Source organism: Rhizobium sp. AP16 (genome assembly GCF_000281735.1).
GTDB lineage: Bacteria > Pseudomonadota > Alphaproteobacteria > Rhizobiales > Rhizobiaceae > Rhizobium > Rhizobium rhizogenes.
The window spans coordinates 68,281-84,387 of sequence record NZ_AJVM01000027.1; the positions used below are offsets into that span (position 1 = coordinate 68,281).

General features: G+C 59.2%; 17 protein-coding genes and 1 tRNA gene. 14 read left to right on the plus strand and 4 right to left on the minus strand.

Annotation, left to right across the window (positions count from 1 at the left end; genetic code table 11):
* The first annotated feature begins 9 nt into the window (after window positions 1-9).
* The 3 genes from PMI03_RS12230 to PMI03_RS12240 all read left to right on the plus strand — a co-directional run bounded on the left by PMI03_RS12230 (window position 10) and on the right by PMI03_RS12240 (window position 3,260).
* Window positions 10-1,683 (plus strand): nitrite/sulfite reductase, encoded by a 1,674-nt coding sequence (locus PMI03_RS12230; protein WP_007693488.1) that lies wholly within the window; start codon window positions 10-12, stop codon window positions 1,681-1,683.
* Window positions 1,684-1,693: 10 nt separating this feature from the next.
* Entirely contained in the window at window positions 1,694-2,206 is a 513-nt protein-coding gene (locus PMI03_RS12235; protein ID WP_007693489.1) for a DUF934 domain-containing protein, read from the plus strand.
* A gap of 241 nt (window positions 2,207-2,447) precedes the next feature.
* Window positions 2,448-3,260, plus strand: a complete 813-nt coding sequence (locus PMI03_RS12240; protein ID WP_007693490.1) for a ferredoxin--NADP reductase — start codon at window positions 2,448-2,450, stop codon at window positions 3,258-3,260.
* A 55-nt stretch (window positions 3,261-3,315) separates the two neighbouring features.
* Here PMI03_RS12240 and PMI03_RS12245 read toward each other — a convergent pair whose 3' ends face one another.
* The 3 genes from PMI03_RS12245 to PMI03_RS12255 form a co-directional block, all read right to left on the minus strand.
* Window positions 3,316-3,930, minus strand: a complete 615-nt coding sequence (locus PMI03_RS12245) for a GntR family transcriptional regulator (protein WP_007693491.1) — start codon at window positions 3,928-3,930, stop codon at window positions 3,316-3,318.
* A 177-nt stretch (window positions 3,931-4,107) separates the two neighbouring features.
* Entirely contained in the window at window positions 4,108-4,314 is a 207-nt protein-coding gene (locus PMI03_RS12250) for a hypothetical protein (RefSeq protein ID WP_007693492.1), read from the minus strand.
* Window positions 4,315-4,477: 163 nt separating this feature from the next.
* Entirely contained in the window at window positions 4,478-4,726 is a 249-nt protein-coding gene (locus tag PMI03_RS12255; protein ID WP_007693493.1) for a GlsB/YeaQ/YmgE family stress response membrane protein, read from the minus strand.
* 371 nt (window positions 4,727-5,097) lie between these two features.
* Here PMI03_RS12255 and PMI03_RS12260 point away from each other — a divergent pair.
* From PMI03_RS12260 to PMI03_RS12280, 5 genes are all read left to right on the plus strand, one after another.
* Window positions 5,098-5,173: transfer RNA gene (locus PMI03_RS12260), tRNA-Lys, on the plus strand.
* Between the two features lie 297 nt (window positions 5,174-5,470).
* On the plus strand, window positions 5,471-5,683 hold the full coding sequence (locus PMI03_RS12265; RefSeq protein WP_309574364.1) for a DUF982 domain-containing protein: 213 nt from the start codon (window positions 5,471-5,473) through the stop codon (window positions 5,681-5,683).
* Window positions 5,684-5,755: 72 nt separating this feature from the next.
* Window positions 5,756-6,061 carry a hypothetical protein gene (locus tag PMI03_RS31665; RefSeq protein ID WP_141683184.1) on the plus strand — a complete coding sequence of 102 codons (306 nt, stop codon included), beginning with the start codon at window positions 5,756-5,758 and terminating at the stop codon, window positions 6,059-6,061.
* 276 nt (window positions 6,062-6,337) lie between these two features.
* The gene (locus PMI03_RS12275; protein WP_007693495.1) at window positions 6,338-7,090 is read left to right on the plus strand and encodes a cytochrome c biogenesis CcdA family protein; all 753 of its coding nucleotides are present in this window, start codon (window positions 6,338-6,340) and stop codon (window positions 7,088-7,090) included.
* Window positions 7,091-7,155: 65 nt separating this feature from the next.
* Complete coding sequence (locus PMI03_RS12280) at window positions 7,156-8,118, plus strand: AEC family transporter (RefSeq protein ID WP_007693496.1); 963 nt, start codon at window positions 7,156-7,158, stop codon at window positions 8,116-8,118.
* On the opposite strand, the gene PMI03_RS12285 is transcribed toward PMI03_RS12280, so the two are convergent.
* On the minus strand, window positions 8,095-9,297 hold the full coding sequence (locus PMI03_RS12285; protein ID WP_007693498.1) for a UbiH/UbiF family hydroxylase: 1,203 nt from the start codon (window positions 9,295-9,297) through the stop codon (window positions 8,095-8,097). The two genes, PMI03_RS12280 and PMI03_RS12285, sit on opposite strands and share 24 nt — an antisense overlap.
* Window positions 9,298-9,510: 213 nt before the next feature.
* Here PMI03_RS12285 and pcsA point away from each other — a divergent pair, with 213 nt between their 5' ends.
* From pcsA to PMI03_RS12315, 6 genes are read left to right on the plus strand one after another with little or no spacing between them, the layout of a single operon-like run.
* Complete coding sequence (gene pcsA / locus PMI03_RS12290) at window positions 9,511-10,236, plus strand: phosphatidylcholine synthase (RefSeq protein ID WP_007693499.1); 726 nt, start codon at window positions 9,511-9,513, stop codon at window positions 10,234-10,236.
* A gap of 12 nt (window positions 10,237-10,248) precedes the next feature.
* Window positions 10,249-11,229, plus strand: a complete 981-nt coding sequence (locus tag PMI03_RS12295; protein ID WP_007693501.1) for a quinone oxidoreductase — start codon at window positions 10,249-10,251, stop codon at window positions 11,227-11,229.
* A gap of 55 nt (window positions 11,230-11,284) precedes the next feature.
* On the plus strand, window positions 11,285-12,844 hold the full coding sequence (locus tag PMI03_RS12300) for an ABC transporter ATP-binding protein (protein WP_409033799.1): 1,560 nt from the start codon (window positions 11,285-11,287) through the stop codon (window positions 12,842-12,844).
* The gene (locus tag PMI03_RS12305; RefSeq protein WP_007693504.1) at window positions 12,834-13,928 is read left to right on the plus strand and encodes an ABC transporter permease; all 1,095 of its coding nucleotides are present in this window, start codon (window positions 12,834-12,836) and stop codon (window positions 13,926-13,928) included. The genes PMI03_RS12300 and PMI03_RS12305 overlap by 11 nt, the downstream gene beginning before the upstream one ends.
* Window positions 13,925-14,845 (plus strand): ABC transporter permease, encoded by a 921-nt coding sequence (locus PMI03_RS12310; RefSeq protein ID WP_007693506.1) that lies wholly within the window; start codon window positions 13,925-13,927, stop codon window positions 14,843-14,845. The genes PMI03_RS12305 and PMI03_RS12310 overlap by 4 nt, the downstream gene beginning before the upstream one ends.
* Window positions 14,846-14,894: 49 nt before the next feature.
* Window positions 14,895-15,980 carry a BMP family ABC transporter substrate-binding protein gene (locus tag PMI03_RS12315; protein ID WP_007693508.1) on the plus strand — a complete coding sequence of 362 codons (1,086 nt, stop codon included), beginning with the start codon at window positions 14,895-14,897 and terminating at the stop codon, window positions 15,978-15,980.
* Window positions 15,981-16,107 lie beyond the last annotated feature (127 nt).

A 16,107-nucleotide genomic window follows, 5' to 3' on the forward strand; every position in this document is an offset into this window, starting at 1 on the left:
AGGAAGTTTATGTATCGCTACGACGAATTTGACCACGCCTTTGTCGCGGAACGCGTTGCCCAGTTCCGCGATCAGGTACAGCGGCGCCTTTCGGGAGAACTCGCGGAAGATGCGTTCAAGCCGCTGCGTCTGATGAACGGCGTCTATCTGCAGCTGCATGCCTACATGCTGCGCATCGCCATTCCCTATGGCACGCTGAGCTCGCGCCAGATGCGTATGCTCGCCCATATCGCGCGCACCTATGACCGTGGCTACGGCCATTTCACCACCCGTCAGAACCTGCAGTTCAACTGGCCGAAGCTGTCGGATATGCCGGACGTGCTCGCTGAACTGGCCTCTGTGGAAATGCATGCGATCCAGACGTCGGGCAATTGCATTCGCAACGTCACCGCCGATCATTTCGCCGGTGCTGCGGCTGACGAAGTCGCCGATCCGCGTCCCTATGCTGAAATCCTGCGTCAGTGGTCTTCGGTCCATCCGGAATTCTCCTTCCTGCCGCGCAAGTTCAAGATCGCCGTCACCGGCGCCGAGCGTGACCGCGCCGCGATCCAGGTGCACGATATCGGCCTGCATCTGAAGAAGAACGACAAGGGTGAGATCGGCTTTGCCGTCTACGTCGGCGGCGGGCAGGGGCGTACGCCGATGGTCGCCAAGCTAATCCGCGACTTCCTGCCGGAAGAGGACCTGCTGTCCTACACGACCGCTGTTATGCGCGTGTACAATCTGCATGGCCGCCGCGACAACAAGTACAAGGCCCGCATCAAGATCCTCGTGCACGAAACGGGTGCCGAAGAGCTTGCCCGTCAGGTCGAGGTCGAGTTTGCCAAGCTGAAGGACACGGAGCTGAAGCTCCCCGAGGCTGACGTTCAGGCGATCTCGGCCTATTTCGCTCCGCCGGCACTGCCACAGCGCGCCGAAGGCTGGGAAAGCCTCGCTCGCTGGAAGAAGACCGATCCGGACTTCGCCCGCTGGGTGCAGCAGAACGTGCAGCCGCACAAGAACCCCGATTACGGCATGGTGACGATCTCGCTGAAGCCGATCGGCGGTATTCCGGGCGATGCCTCGGATGCGCAGATGGATGTCGTTGCCGATATCGCCGAGGAATATGCCTGCGACGAAATCCGCGTCAGCCATGAACAGAACCTGATCCTGCCGCATGTGGCGCTCGCCGATCTCGAAGCCGTCTATCGCGGCCTCGTTTCCGCCGGGCTTGAAACCGCCAATGCCGGTCTGATCACGGATATCATTGCCTGTCCCGGGCTTGACTATTGCGCGCTCGCCAATGCCCGCTCGATCCCGCTCGCGCAGGAAATCTCCACGCGCTTCGGCTCGGCCGAGCGTCAGGCGGAGATCGGTGAGCTGAAGATCAAGATCTCCGGCTGCATCAACGCCTGCGGTCATCACCATGTCGGTCATATCGGCTTGCTCGGCGTCGAGAAGAAGGGTGCGGAACTCTATCAGATCACGCTCGGCGGTTCCGGCGACGAACATACCTCGATCGGTGAAATCATCGGCCGCGGCTTCGAGCCGAACAAGGTGACCGACGCGATCGAGACGATCGTCGATACCTATCTCGGCTTGCGCCTTGATCCCTCCGAAATCTTCCTCGATGCCTATCGGCGTGTTGGGCCGCAGCCCTTCAAGGATGCGCTCTACGGCTCGGCTTCGGCCGAAGCTGCGTAAGGAGATGACCATGACAAAGATTTGGCGCGAGACCGGTTTTGTCGAGAACGATCCCTGGGTTATCGAGACCGAGGAGTTGAAGGCGACCGAAGAGCAGAAGCCGCTGCTGAGCCTAGATGACCTGATCGCCAAGGCTGAGGAAAGCAATGATATCGGCCTCGGCGTGGTGATCAAGCCGGCCGATGATGTGACGAAGCTGCAGCCCTATCTCGATCGGCTGGCCATCGTTGCCGTGGCTTTCCCTGCTTTCAGCGATGGTCGCGCCTTCAGCCATGCCTCGCTGCTGCGTCAGCGGCTCGGCTATGCCAACGAACTGCGCGCGGTCGGCGATGTGCTGATCGACCAGGTTCCGTTGATGCTGCGCGTCGGCATCGACAGTTTCGCGGTCACCAATGAAACGGCGCTGAAGCGACTTTCGGAAAATCGCCTGCCGGGTATTCCGCATTATTATCAGCCGACGGCCCGGCCTGCCGAAGGCGGCGAGACCTATAGCTGGCGCCGCCAGGCGGCCAAGACGGCCTGATTCGGCTCTTTATTCCAGGAATTGCGGCATAGGATTTTCATCGGATTGTCGCATTCCTGGCGATGACTATATATGACCTGCAGGACCGCATAAAACTTGAGTATAATACGCATATTTTATGCTGGTGCTGCAGGATGGAATAGAATGCCTTTAAATCCGCACTATAGTGTAATATCAGCCTCGCCAGACACAGACTGCCAAAGACCGACGCCCACACGACGAATACGGGATCTGAGACCGAATGAACGCCCCCGCCAAGACCGAAGAATTTGTTTCCGCTGTACCCGCCGGTGTTTTCGCCGAGAAGGTGCTGAGCGTGACGCATTATACCGACCGGCTCTTTCGTTTTACGATGACCCGGCCGCAAGGCTTCCGTTTCCGCTCGGGCGAGTTCGCAATGATCGGCCTGATGGTCGACGGCAAGCCGCTTTACCGCGCCTATTCGATCGCAAGCCCGGCCTGGGCCGAAGAACTTGAGTTCTTTTCGATCAAGGTACCGGATGGCCCGCTGACCTCCCATCTGCAGAACATCAAGCCGGGCGACGAAGTGCTGATGCGCAAGAAGCCGACGGGCACGCTGGTGCTTGACGCGCTGACGCCGGGCAAGCGGCTCTATATGTTCTCGACCGGCACCGGCATCGCGCCCTTCGCGAGCCTGATCCGCGATCCCGAGACCTATGAAAAGTTCGAGGAAGTGATCCTCACCCACACCACCCGCGATGTTGCCGAGCTGAAATATGGTTTCGATCTCGTGGAGGAAATCCGCAATGACGAGCTTCTGAGCGAGGTCGTCGGCGACAAGCTGCGCCACTATGCGACTGTCACCCGCGAAGACTATCCCTTCACGGGCCGTATCACCGATCTGATGGAAAACGGCAAGCTCTTCACCGATCTCGGTATTCCGGCGCTCGATCCAGAGATCGACCGCGGCATGATCTGCGGTTCCTCGGCGATGCTGAAGGATACCAAGGAGCTGCTGGAGAAGGCTGGTCTCAACGAAGGCGCCAACAGCAAGCCGGCCGAATTCGTGATCGAGCGTGCTTTCGTCGGCTGAGATCTCTCCGATATTGAAATAGGCAACGGCGGCCTCGATAGCGAGGCCGCCTTTTTCATGTGCCGCTGAGATAGTCGATCAGCGTTGCCATTGCCTTGCTGGCATCTTCGGCATTGCCCTGATGAATGGCGCGGATGACGCCGACATGCAGCGCGATCGCCCGGTCCATGCCGTCTGGCGTGGCTGTAGAATACCAGAGCCGGCGCGAGTGGGTCTGCACCGGGCCAAGCGCTGCAGTGATGAAGCCGTTCGGGCAGGCCTCTTCCAGGATTTCATCGAATGTCTTGTCGGCAGCGAAGAAACCGGGCAGGTCGCCCGTGATGGTGCAGTCAGACATTAGGCGGGCGCATTCGACCAGCTGGTCGCGCTGCTGCTGATTGGCGTTGATGGCAACCAGTGAAGCGGCGATCGGCTCCAGTTCGCGCCTGACCTGCATGACATGCATATGGTCGTCCGGTCGGATTTCCGCGATCTGCAGCCCGACGCGTGGCCGCACATGGATAAGCCCCTGCCATGCGAGCTTCTGGATCGCCTCGCGCACCGGCGTGCGGCCATGGCCCGCCAGTTCGATCAGCTGCTTTTCCGTGACGAGCGCACCGGGCTTCAGCACCAGCGTAACGATCAGGTGCTCCAGGGCGAGATAGGCGAGGTGGCTTTGCGAATGATGCATCCCAGCCGATTCCCATGTCCATGCCGATATATCATTTTCTGGCACGCCACATTTGCGATGGCAAGCCGCGCTGATATATCAGATTGGAGGGAGGGGTGCTGTCGCGTGCCTCGTGCTGGCTGCTATGCCGGCGGAAGAAGCCGGATAAACACCCGGATTTCCGCCGCGTCATGTCGATCAATGGCCGATGACGGTGGCGAGACTCGGTGGTTTCCGCTTGGCGGCCATCAGCAGATCCAGTTCGGTGGCCGATGGGCCGAACTTGTCGAAGAGACGCTTGGCCTCCTCGTCGTCGAGGCGATATTTCCGCGCGAATTCGGCGATGCTGTAGGGGCGACCGCGCAGTACCTTGCGGCTCGGCGTCTGATTGGCGCTTTCCATCATACTTCCAAACTCCTCTTTGCTTCTGCTTTGTACCTAGCGCTCTTCGTGAGGTTGAAAAGGGTCTCGGTCGGCGGAGCGCATGTCAGAGCAATAAAAAAGGGAAGGCGGTTGTCCCGTCTTCCCTTCTGTTCCCACTCGGGACGAGCTTTCGCCCGCACGATGTCTATCGCCTGATCAGTCGACCGATAAAGATCAGGATGCAGGCGCCGATAAAGCCGGTGATCAGGTAGTTGATCAAGGCGTTGAAGGGCAGCGAGAGGCCCACAATCCCGAAAAGCCAACTGGCAACAAGCGCACCTACAATGCCGAGGACGATGTTCATGATTATGCCGGTATCGCTCTTCATGATCATTTCAGCGAACCAGCCGGCAAGGCCACCAATAATAATAGCTGCAATCCAACCGACTTCCATAAGGTCCTCCTGAGACTCGGTGGGTTGTTCACAAATGCTGATATACACCAAAAGCGATTCGTACGGCAAACAATTGCACGCGCCGGATAGGGCGCGGCCATCGCCACCCCCATTATCGACGGTTATTGCTACAATTGATCCGCCATGCCTGAACTAATTCAGCTATCGACAACACATTTTCCGGCTCTGCGAAGGCCCGGTTTTCAGCCGATCCGGGCATTTCCGTCGGCAATGCAGACGGTTTTTGCGACCTCAACCTGCGGAAAAGCATTCTGCGATGCCGCAACGGCGATTTTATGGGTTGACCGCAATAGGGCGCCTGCATATGTTCCGCGCACTTCCAGCCGGGGTGCCAATCACCCGCGGACGGGGAGAGCGTAGCTCAGCTGGTAGAGCAACTGACTTTTAATCAGTAGGTCTCGGGTTCGAACCCCGACGCTCTCACCACGGCCCTTTTAAATGGCCGGTTTGGTGAAGTTAATCCAAGAGACAATGATCTTTCTGAGCTTGGGGTAACGGCGAAGGAAAGACCTGCGTTATGTCATCAAACGCAACGGCCGAATTCGCGACGCCGACGCATTGCCCGATCAACTCTTCAGGCTTCCCAGTGCCCCGAACCACCCTGAGAGCGTTGGCCGCATTTCCTGGAACGGCTTTTGCAAGGTTATTCGCGTCTTTACGCTTTTGAGGTCATCAGTTTTGGAACGAAACACTTTGCGACCATTTCCAGCCGCCGTAACGCTCGTGATGAGCGACACGGGTGGATATCGACGTGTCAATACGGCACAGGATGCGACGGAGACGCTGCTGGACCATTGGCCGATTAGGAATGGTGAGGCGTACCTGACTGCGATCCAGGCATGTCTCGACGCGATCATGGAACGCGTTCATCCTCAAGCCGCCCGAAACGCCTTTATCAAGGCCGCAGAAGAGGCTGGGGTATCTCTGTTGCAGTGAAGTCAGGCTAAGGCATGGCGGCTGTATATATTCGAGCTCTTGTTTTGCTTACGGAAACACGGTTGATCGTTCTTGTTAGCTTTTCACCCTGAAGCCATTCCAGATGAACAGGAATACCTCATAGGGAAAGAGAACACGTCCAGACACAAAGAACATCCTGTTTCCGGAATCGTCTGGCTTATTGAAAAGCTCGTTCAAAGTTCCCGGAATGCAAAATCCGAAAAACATCAGAACACCATAGAAAATTCTCACATCGAAGAAGGATGGTATGCAAACTGCGGCAACCAGAAAACATCGATAGCCATCGATGCCAACATAATTGAGAACTTTATTCACGGTCTGCTCCAGCTTTCAATCTTGCGGGACGAGCTCGCATAGCGACTTCCCTGAAATGGGAGTGCTCGCTAAAGTTTTCATCACTTGTGAAAAAATAATCAAACAAGCTTCAACATATTGGGTGCTGATGGAGAACACCCTCATTATCCAACCAACTTGTCGCCGATCCTGATCATCGTCTCGAACGCCGCAGCCCTATTCCCCACACCGATGCATTTCAGCCTCCGCCTTGCTCCGCGCTACCCCTCGAAAAGGTGATTGGCCTTCCGCCCCTCGCGACGTTAGTAAGACGGCTGAATGACATAGCCGGAGTCTATCGTGTCGCTTGCCGATATCTCGCTTCTCAGTGCCTTGCTCGCCGGAGCGCTTTCGTTTCTGTCGCCCTGCGTCCTGCCGCTGGTGCCGCCTTATCTCTGTTACATGGCCGGTATTTCCGTCGAGCAGTTTCGTGGCGGCGGAGCGGCGGTGGCAAGTGGGCCGAGTGTCCGCGGCAATGTGCTGTTTTCAGCCCTGTTCTTCACGCTGGGCTTTGCGACCGTCTTCATCGCGCTTGGCGCGGGCGCGTCATCGATCGGCCTTCTGCTGCGCCAGCATCTTGATATTCTTGCCAAGATCGGTGGTCTGATCATCGTTATCATGGGCTTGAATTTCCTTGGCGTTTTCCGGCTTGGCATTCTCGCGCGTGAGGCGCGCTTTCAAGGAAATGGCAAGCCGGCGACGCTGACGGGCGCCTATATTATGGGCCTCGCCTTCGCCTTCGGCTGGACGCCCTGCATCGGCCCGGTGCTCGGAGCGATCCTCGGGGTTGCGGCGTCGCGCGAGACAATTGGCGCCGGGGCCGGGCTGCTTGCCATCTATTCGCTGGGTCTCGCCATTCCCTTCTGGATCGCCGCCGGTTTCTCCGGTGCGTTCATGAGCTTCCTGGTCCGCTTCCGCCGCCATCTCGGCACCGTCGAGAAGGTCATGGGCGGGTTTCTGGTGCTGACTGGCCTCGCCTTCATGTTCGGCTATGTCAGCGACATGGCAATCTGGTTCCAGCAGACCTTTCCAATCCTGATGAAAATCGGCTAAGCCGGACGCCATCGTCCGTTCCTGTTTTCATCGTCAGAGTGGAAAATGCCCGATGGCTGACCCCGATGACTGACATTGTCGGTCTGTTGCTGCCGTTCTTCGGCCTGATCCTGATCGGTTACATTGCCGCACGTATCACGAAACAGCCCGCCGAGGCGCTCGGCTGGCTCAATACCTTCATCATCTATGCCGCGCTGCCGGCGCTATTTTTCAAGCTCGTTTCGCAAACGCCGATAGAACAGCTGACTCGCGTCGACTTCATCGTCGCCGACATCGCCGCGACCTATTCGATCTTCCTGCTGGTGTTCCTGGTTGGACGCGTCCTGCGGCGCAATTCGCTGGCCGACAGCACGATCCAGGCCTTTGCCGGTGCTTATGGCAATATCGGCTACATGGGGCCGGGTCTGGCATTGCTGGCGCTGGGCGAAAAAGCCGCCGTTCCCGTGGCCCTCATCGTTTGCTTCGAAAATGCACTGCATTTCATCGTCGCTCCGGCGCTGATGGCCATCGAGGGCGGCGACAAGCGTTCGCCCGGCCGGGTTGCCGCCGATATCGCCCGGAAAGTGCTGTTGCACCCCTTCATTCTGTCGACCGCTTTTGGTTTTGCCGTGGCTGCTTTTTCGGTCCACCAGCCGGTCGCCTTCCAGCGTTTTGTTGATTATCTCGCCCAGGCTGCCGCCCCTTGCGCGCTGTTCGCCATGGGCGTGACGCTCGCTCTTCGGCCGCTGAAGCGAATTCCCGTCGAGATCGGCTATATCGTGCCGGCAAAGCTCATCCTGCATCCGCTGATGGTCTATCTCGTGCTGCAGATGGTCGGGGGCTTCGATCCGATCTGGATCGAATCGGCGGTGCTGCTTGCCGCCTTGCCGACGGCGACGAATGTTTTCGTCATCGGCCAGCAATATGGCGTCTGGCAGGAACGGGCATCCGCCACTATTCTGATCACCACGGCATGTTCCGTGGTGACGGTGTCGCTGCTGCTTTACCTGATCAAGTCCGGCACCTTACCGGCGCAGCTTTTCCCGTAACATGGAGGTAAAGCCGCGCAGGCTGCCACCGGGCTCGATGCCCTCGCGCATGACGACGTTGCGCAGTGGCGGGATGGCGGAGAGGACGTGCAGGCCTGCGGCCCGCAGCATCTGCACCGGCAGGAAGTCCGACAGGAGCGAGCGGTTCAGCAGGTCGACGCTTGTCGTCCGGCTGATGATATCCGTGCGTCGCTTGCGGTCGAAAGTGTCCCCGGCGGAGGCCGCAATAGGCTGATCGGCGCTGCCGCAAAGAATATCGGTCAGAGCGATGATGTCACGCAGGCTGAGGTTCAGGCCCTGCGCACCGATCGGCGGGAAAACATGGGCGGATTCGCCGATCAGCGCGGCACGACCCTTGCCGAAGCGGTGGGCCGTCATGCCGGAGAGCGGCCAGACCTGCACATTGTCCTCGACATCGACCTTGCCGAGCATCGATTGCATGCGCTCCTCGATCAACCGGCCGAGGTCTTCCAGCGATTTCTCCGCATTGGCGGCGGCTTCCTCAGGCTTTTGCACCCAGACGAGACTGGAGCGGTTACCGGGCAGGGGAACCTGGGTGAACGGTCCGCTCTCAGTGTGGAACTCCGTCGATATGTTCTGATGCGGCAGGGAATGCGCAAAGTTCAGCACCATGGCCGATTGCTGATAGGACCACCTCTTGACCTTGATCCCGAGCGTGTCTCGCACCATCGAATTGCGCCCATCCGCGCCGACCACGAAAGCCGCTTCGACCGTGTCGCCATCTTCGAGCGTGATCGTGACGCTATCGTCGCAGATGGCGACCTCGGAAGCGGTGGTCTCGATGAGGGTGATATTCCCCTCGGCCTTGACGGCTTCACTAAGAGTGCCGAGCAGCACGGCGTTCGGGATATTATAGCCGAAGGCGTCGAGGCCGATTTCCGAGGCGCGGAAGGAGACGGTCGGCGCGCGCAGCAGGCGGGTCGTGCCGTCGATGATCTGCATCGTCGTCAATGCGGCGGTCGAAGGCGCGATCGACCCCCACAGTGCCAGCCGCTCAACGAAGCGAATCGATTGGTCCATCAGTGCCGTGGTCCGGCGGTCCGTCTTGGTGTAGGGCGCGGCCACCAGGGCGACGGGTCTTCCGCCGCGCGCCAGCGCGACCGCCGCCACCATCCCTGCCAGACCACCGCCAATGACGGCCACTTCAACCTGCTTCATATCGATGCCTCAATTGTCTTCGCTCTGAAAATAAGCACTTAGCCTGTTGAAATCCATGGGATGAAACATCGCAGTGGGTGAAAATGACGGGTACACGCTATAGCGTGCACTGGAAATGGAGCTTTTGCGCTGGCGGTGCCGGGCAAACGATGCATATTAGCGAGAAAAATCGCCTGCCGGGGCAGGTGAATAAACAGGCGAGCAGTGGGGCGGATGAAAGTCTTCAATTACAAGCGGGTGCCTTATGCGGAGATTCGTGCCTTCTCCGTGCACATATTGACGGCATCCGGCTCTTTCCTCGCCTTTCTCGGCGTTGTCGCCGCGGCGGAGCATCGCTTTGTCGATATGTTCTGGTGGCTCGGCCTTGCGCTGCTCGTCGACGGTATCGACGGGCCGATCGCCCGTAAGGTCCGCGTCAAGGAAGTGCTGCCCAATTGGTCCGGCGACACGCTCGACAATATCATCGACTATGTGACCTATGTGCTGCTGCCGGCCTTCGCGCTTTATGAAAGCGGCATGATCGGCGAGCCATGGTCCTTCGTTGCCGCCGGCATGATCGTCGTTTCCAGCGCCATCTATTACGCCGATACCGGCATGAAGACGGATGAATATTTCTTCTCCGGCTTTCCCGTCGTCTGGAACATGGTGGTCTTCACGTTGTTCGTCATCGGCGCCAATGCGACAACCGCCATGATTGTCGTCGGCGTCTCCGTCGTCCTGACGTTTCTGCCGATCAATTTCCTGCATCCGGTGCGCGTCAAGCGGCTGCGGCCGCTCAATCTCGGAATCTTCCTGTTCTGGTCCGCGCTCGGTGTCTATTCGTTGCTGATGCATTTCGTCATGCCGCACTGGGCAGTCGCCCTGTTTGTCCTCAGTGGTATCTATCTTTATTGCATCGGCGGCGTGTTGCAGTTTTTCCCATCCCTCGGGCGTCAGTAGGATTTGCGCGTCATGAAGAAGACCCAGGCCATTCGCATCCATCAAAACGGCGGTCCTGAAGTCATGAAGCTGGAAGAGGTGGACCTGCCGCCTCCGGGTGTCGGCGAGGTACAGATCCGCCATGCCGCGATCGGGTTGAACTTCATCGATGTCTATTTCCGTTCGGGCCTCTACAAGGCGCCGTATTTCCCGTTGCCGCTGGGCAAGGAAGCGGCCGGCACGATCACCGCCATTGGCTCCGGGGTGACCGATTTTGCCGCTGGCGATCGCGTTGCCTATGTCGGCAGTGACGGCGCCTACAGCGTCGAGCGCAATATCGAGACCCGCCATCTCGTCAAGGTTCCGGACGATATTCCGCTCGAGACCGCCGGCGTGATGATGCTGAAGGGGATGACGGTGGAGTATTTGCTCAACCGCACCTTCAAAGTCGGACCGGGAACCGTGTTGCTGTTCCATGCGGCCGCCGGCGGCGTTGGACTGATCGCCGGACAATGGGCGAAATCCCTCGGCGCCACCGTGATCGGAACGGCCGGCTCGTCGGAGAAGGTCAAGCTGGCACTGGAGCATGGCTATGACCATGTCATCGACTATAGCCGTGAAAACTTCGCCGACCGCGTCAAGGAGATCACAGGCGGCAAGGGCGTCGATGTCGTCTATGACTCGGTTGGCCGGGATACGTTTCCACAGTCTCTCGATTGTCTGAAGCCGCGTGGCCTGTGGGTAACCTTCGGTCAGTCCTCCGGTCCGATAGAGAATTTTAACCTTGCCATCCTCAATCAGAAGGGCTCGCTTTTCGCCACAAGGCCAAGTCTTTTCGCCTATGTCGGCACCCCTGAGGAGTTAAGAGCCAGTGCGGAAGCATTATTTGCTGTTGTGCAAAGCAGCAAAGTGCGTATCAATATCAGCCAGACATATCCGCTGAGCGATGCAGGGCGCGCGCACTCGGATCTGGAATCAAGAAAAACGAGTGGAACTACGCTGCTGATCCCATAGATCCAAAAGGGCGGATTGTTGGGAAAGAAATGAGGGGAACGTGTCGTCATCCGATATGCCGGCAGCCGGTGCGTTATTGTCGGTTCGAAAACTGACGAAGCTGTTCGGTAGCTTTGCTGCCTGTAATGAAATTGATCTGGAAATCCAACCGGGCGAGATCCACGCTCTGCTCGGTGAAAACGGCGCAGGCAAATCCACTCTCGTGAAGATGCTGTTCGGCGTTCTGGAGCCGACTGCTGGCGAGATCGCCTGGCAGGGGAAGCCCGTATCCATCGCCTCGCCGGGCGCTGCGCGCAAGCTCGGTATCGGCATGGTGTTCCAGCATTTCTCGTTGTTCGAGGCACTGACGGTTGCCGAGAATATCGCTCTTTCCCTTGATGACAGCGTTCCGATCGGAAAGATCGTCGAGGAGGCTGCCAGCTTGTCGCGCGCCTATGGCCTGCCGCTCGATCCGCACGCGCATGTCGCCGATCTCTCCGTTGGCGAGCGCCAGCGGATCGAGATCGTGCGCGCGCTGTTGCAGAACCCGAAGCTGATCATTCTCGACGAGCCGACCTCGGTGCTGACGCCGCAGGAAGCCGACCGCATGTTCGAGACGTTGTTCCAGCTCAGGGATGAAGGCCGCTCGGTTCTCTATATAAGCCATCGCCTGGAGGAGGTGCAGCGCATCTGTTCGCGCGCGACCGTGCTTCGCCATGGAAAGGTGACCGGCGCCTGCGACCCGCGGCAGGAAACGACCGGCTCGCTCGCGCGGATGATGGTCGGCAGCGACGTTGCCAGCGTTCAGCATGAAGGGTTTGGCAAGAAGGGCGACATCCAATTGGAGGTCGCCGGCCTTACCGTTCCCGCGCGCACCCCGTTTGCCATCTCGCTGAAGGATATTTCGCTTCGTGTCCGCGCCGGTGAAATTCTGGCGATTGCAGGCGTGGCCGGCAACGGGCAGGGGGAGCTGTTCGACGTCATCTCCGGCGAGCATACCGTAATCTCGGACGATTTGATCCATGTGCGCGGCCAGGCGGTCGGCACCAAGGGCATCAATGCGCGCCGACTGCTCGGCGCCGGTTTCGTGCCGGAAGAGCGCCAGGGCCATGCCGCGGTGACGGGCCTGAAATTGTCGGACAATCTCGTGCTTGCCCGCGCTCAATCGGATCGCAAGGCTTTTCTCGGCGGCGGTTTCCTGAAGGTGATCCGCCATGGCGCGATCAAACAGGCAGCCAAGCGGATTTGCGAGGCTATGGATGTTCGCAAGAGCGGCGAGGATCCGGCCGCCGGGGCGCTTTCGGGCGGCAACCTGCAGAAATTCATCGTCGGCCGCGAGCTGGATCGCCAACCGACCGTGCTGGTCGTCAATCAGCCGACATGGGGCGTCGATGCGGGTGCAGCAAGCCGCATCCGTCAGGCGCTGGTAGATCTCGCTCGAAGCGGCTCGGCCGTGCTCGTCATCAGCCAGGATCTTGACGAAATCTTCGAAGTGGCGACCGATATCGCCGTAATTTCCGAAGGCCGGCTGTCGCCTGCCTATCCGGCAAACGAGCTGACGCGGGAGAAGATTGGTCTGCTGATGGGCGGCCTGCACGAATCCAAGACCCATTCGGAGCCAGCGCATGCGAATTGAACTCGAAAAGCGCCCGCAGGCATCGAAGCTTTATGGCTTTGTGTCGCCGCTGCTCGCGCTGGTTTTGATGCTGATCGCCGGCGGCATCATGTTCTGGATGCTCGGCAAGGATCCGCTGGATTCGCTCGAAGCCCTGCTCATCGAGCCGCTGTTCGATCCCTGGTCGCTGAACGAGCTGGCGAAGAAGGCGGGGCCGCTGATCCTCATCGCCGTGGGCCTGTCGGTCTGTTATCGCTCCAACAACTGGAATATCGGCGCGGAAGGCCAATATAGCGTCGGCGCCATATTCGGCTCCATCATTCCCGTCTATTTCTACGATTGGCATTCGCCGCTGTTGCTGCCGCTGATAATGATCTGTGGCGCTATCGGCGGCGCGCTCTATGCCGCCATTCCGGCCCTCCTGAAGACGCATTTCAACACCAACGAAATCCTGACCAGCCTGATGCTGACTTACGTCGCCCAGCTCTTCCTGGACTGGTTGACGCGCGGACCTTGGCGCAACCCGGATGGCCATGGCTTTTACGGAACGCGCGACTTCGTCCCGGAAGGCGTGCTGCCGCCGATCTGGGATGACACCATCACCGCGCATTGGGGCTTCGTCTTTGCGATCGTCGCGGCTATCCTTCTCTGGTTCATGATGCGCTTCACGCTGAAGGGCTTCGAGGTGGTCGTGCTCGGGCAATCGGAGCGGGCAGGGCGTTTCGCCGGATTCTCGCCGAAGAAGATGGTCTGGTTCGCATTCCTGTTGTCAGGCGCGCTTGCCGGTCTCGCCGGCATTTCCGAGGTTTCCGGCACCATCGGCCACCTGCAGCCGTCGATCTCGCCGGGCTATGGCTTTACAGCGATCATCGTCGCCTATCTCGGCCGCCTCAATCCGCTTGGCCTCATCGCCTCCGGCCTGGTGCTGGCGCTGACCTATATCGGCGGCGAGGGTGCGCAGTTGACCATCGGCGTTTCCGACAAGGTGACCAGCGTCTTCCAGGGCTTCCTGTTGTTCTTCGTCTTGTCCTGCGACGCGCTGATCTATTACAAGATCCGCTTCGTCCGGTCGCGGGCGCACGTCAAGACCGGAGGTGTGGCATGACCTTTTTCGAAGCCGTCCTCCTAACGATCGTTACCGCGGCAACGCCGCTGGTCATCGCCGCTATCGGCGAGCTGGTGACCGAGCGGGCGGGCGTGCTCAATCTCGGCGTCGAAGGCATGATGATCATGGGATCGGTCGGGGCTTTCGTTGCCGCCCAGATCACCGGCAATCCCTATCTCGGCCTTGTTGCCGGCGTGGTCTCGGGAGCACTGTTCTCGCTGCTTTTCGCCTTCTTGACCTTGACACTGGTCAGCAATCAGGTGGCGACCGGCCTGGCGTTGACGATCCTCGGGCTCGGTGTATCCGGCATGATCGGCGAAGGTTATGTCGGCGTGCCGGGCATCCGCCTGCTGCCGATCGAAATCCCGGTCCTGTCGCAGATACCCTATATCGGCACCGTGCTGTTCAAGCAGGATATCGTCTTCTATCTGTCGATCGTCCTGGTGATTGCGGTCAACTGGTTCCTGTTCCGCAGCCGCGCCGGCCTCAAGCTTCGCTCCATCGGCGACAATCACGCCTCGGCGCATGCGCTTGGCATCAATGTCATCCGCACGCGCTATCTCGCCGTCATGTTCGGCGGCGCCTGCGCGGGGCTTGCCGGCGCTCAGCTATCGCTGATCTATACGCCGCAATGGACGGAAAGCATGTCCGGCGGCCGCGGCTGGATCGCGCTTGCCTTGGTCGTCTTCGCGTCCTGGCGCCCATGGCGTATTCTCATCGGCGGCTATCTCTTCGGCGCCGTGACGATCCTGCAACTGCACGCACAGGCATTCGGCATCGGCGTGCCGTCACAATTTCTCTCGATGCTGCCGTATCTTTCCACGGTTGTCGTCCTGGTTATTATCTCTCAAAATCGGCGTGCGACGTTGATCAACACGCCAGCATCGCTCGGCAAGTCTTTCGTGCCGGATCGATGAACAATCAAAAGACGGGCTATCGGAAACCTTCCAACCAACAGGGGTTACTATGAAAAAACTAGCACTCTCACTCGCCGCCACCGCGGCCCTGATCGTCGGTATCGGCGCTGCCACCTCGGCGGAAGCTGCCGCCAAGACGAAGATCTGCTTCATCTATGTCGGCTCGAAGACCGACGGTGGCTGGACGCAGGCCCATGACAAGGGTCGCCAGGAACTGCAAAAGGCATTCGGCGACAAGATCGAAACGCCGTTCCTCGAAAACGTTCCGGAAGGCCCGGATGCCGAACGCGCCATCGAGCGCCTGGCCCGCTCCGGCTGCGCCATGGTCTTCACCACTTCCTTTGGCTTCATGGATCCGACGATCGCCGTCGCCAAGAAGTATCCGAAGGTGAAGTTCGAGCACGCCACCGGCTTCAAGACGGCCGACAACGTCGCGACCTATAATTCGCGCTTCTATGAAGGCCGCTACATCAGCGGCGTCATCGCCGCCAAATTGTCGAAGACCGGCACGGCCGGCTACATCGCTACCTTCCCGATCCCGGAAGTGGTGATGGGCATCAACGGCTTTGAAGCCGGTGCCAAGTCGGTCAACCCGAACTTCAAGATGAAGGTCATCTGGGTCAACACCTGGTTCGACCCGGGCAAGGAAGCCGACGCCGCCAAGGCGCTGATCGATCAGGGCGTTGATATCCTGACGCAGCACACCGACACGACCGCGCCGATGCAGGTCGCCGAACAGCGTGGCATCAAGGCTTTCGGCCAGGCTTCCGACATGATCGCTGCCGGTCCGCACACGCAGCTGACCGCGATCGAGGACACCTGGGGCGCTTACTACATCAAGCGCGTCCACGCCTTCTTCGACGGCACCTGGAAGTCCGAGCAGAGCTTTGACGGCCTGAAGGACGGCATCCTGACGATGGCGCCCTATACCAACATGCCCGACGACGTGAAGAAACTGGCCGAAGAGACCGAAGCCAAGATCAAGTCCGGCGAACTCGCGCCCTTCACCGGCCCGATCAACAAGCAGGACGGTACGGTTTGGCTGAAGGCAGGCGAGCGCGCCGATGACGGCACGCTGCTCGGCATGAACTTCTACATCGAAGGCATCGACGACAAGTTGCCGGCCTCGAAGTAAAAGCGGGCGAAAATCGCAAAAGTTGAAAAAGGGCGCTGATGGCGCCCTTTTTTGTTGCACTGCATCAACGAATGTCGATTTACAAAAGTATTACTATATGATTTTTTCTCCATGGCCTCAGGAGATG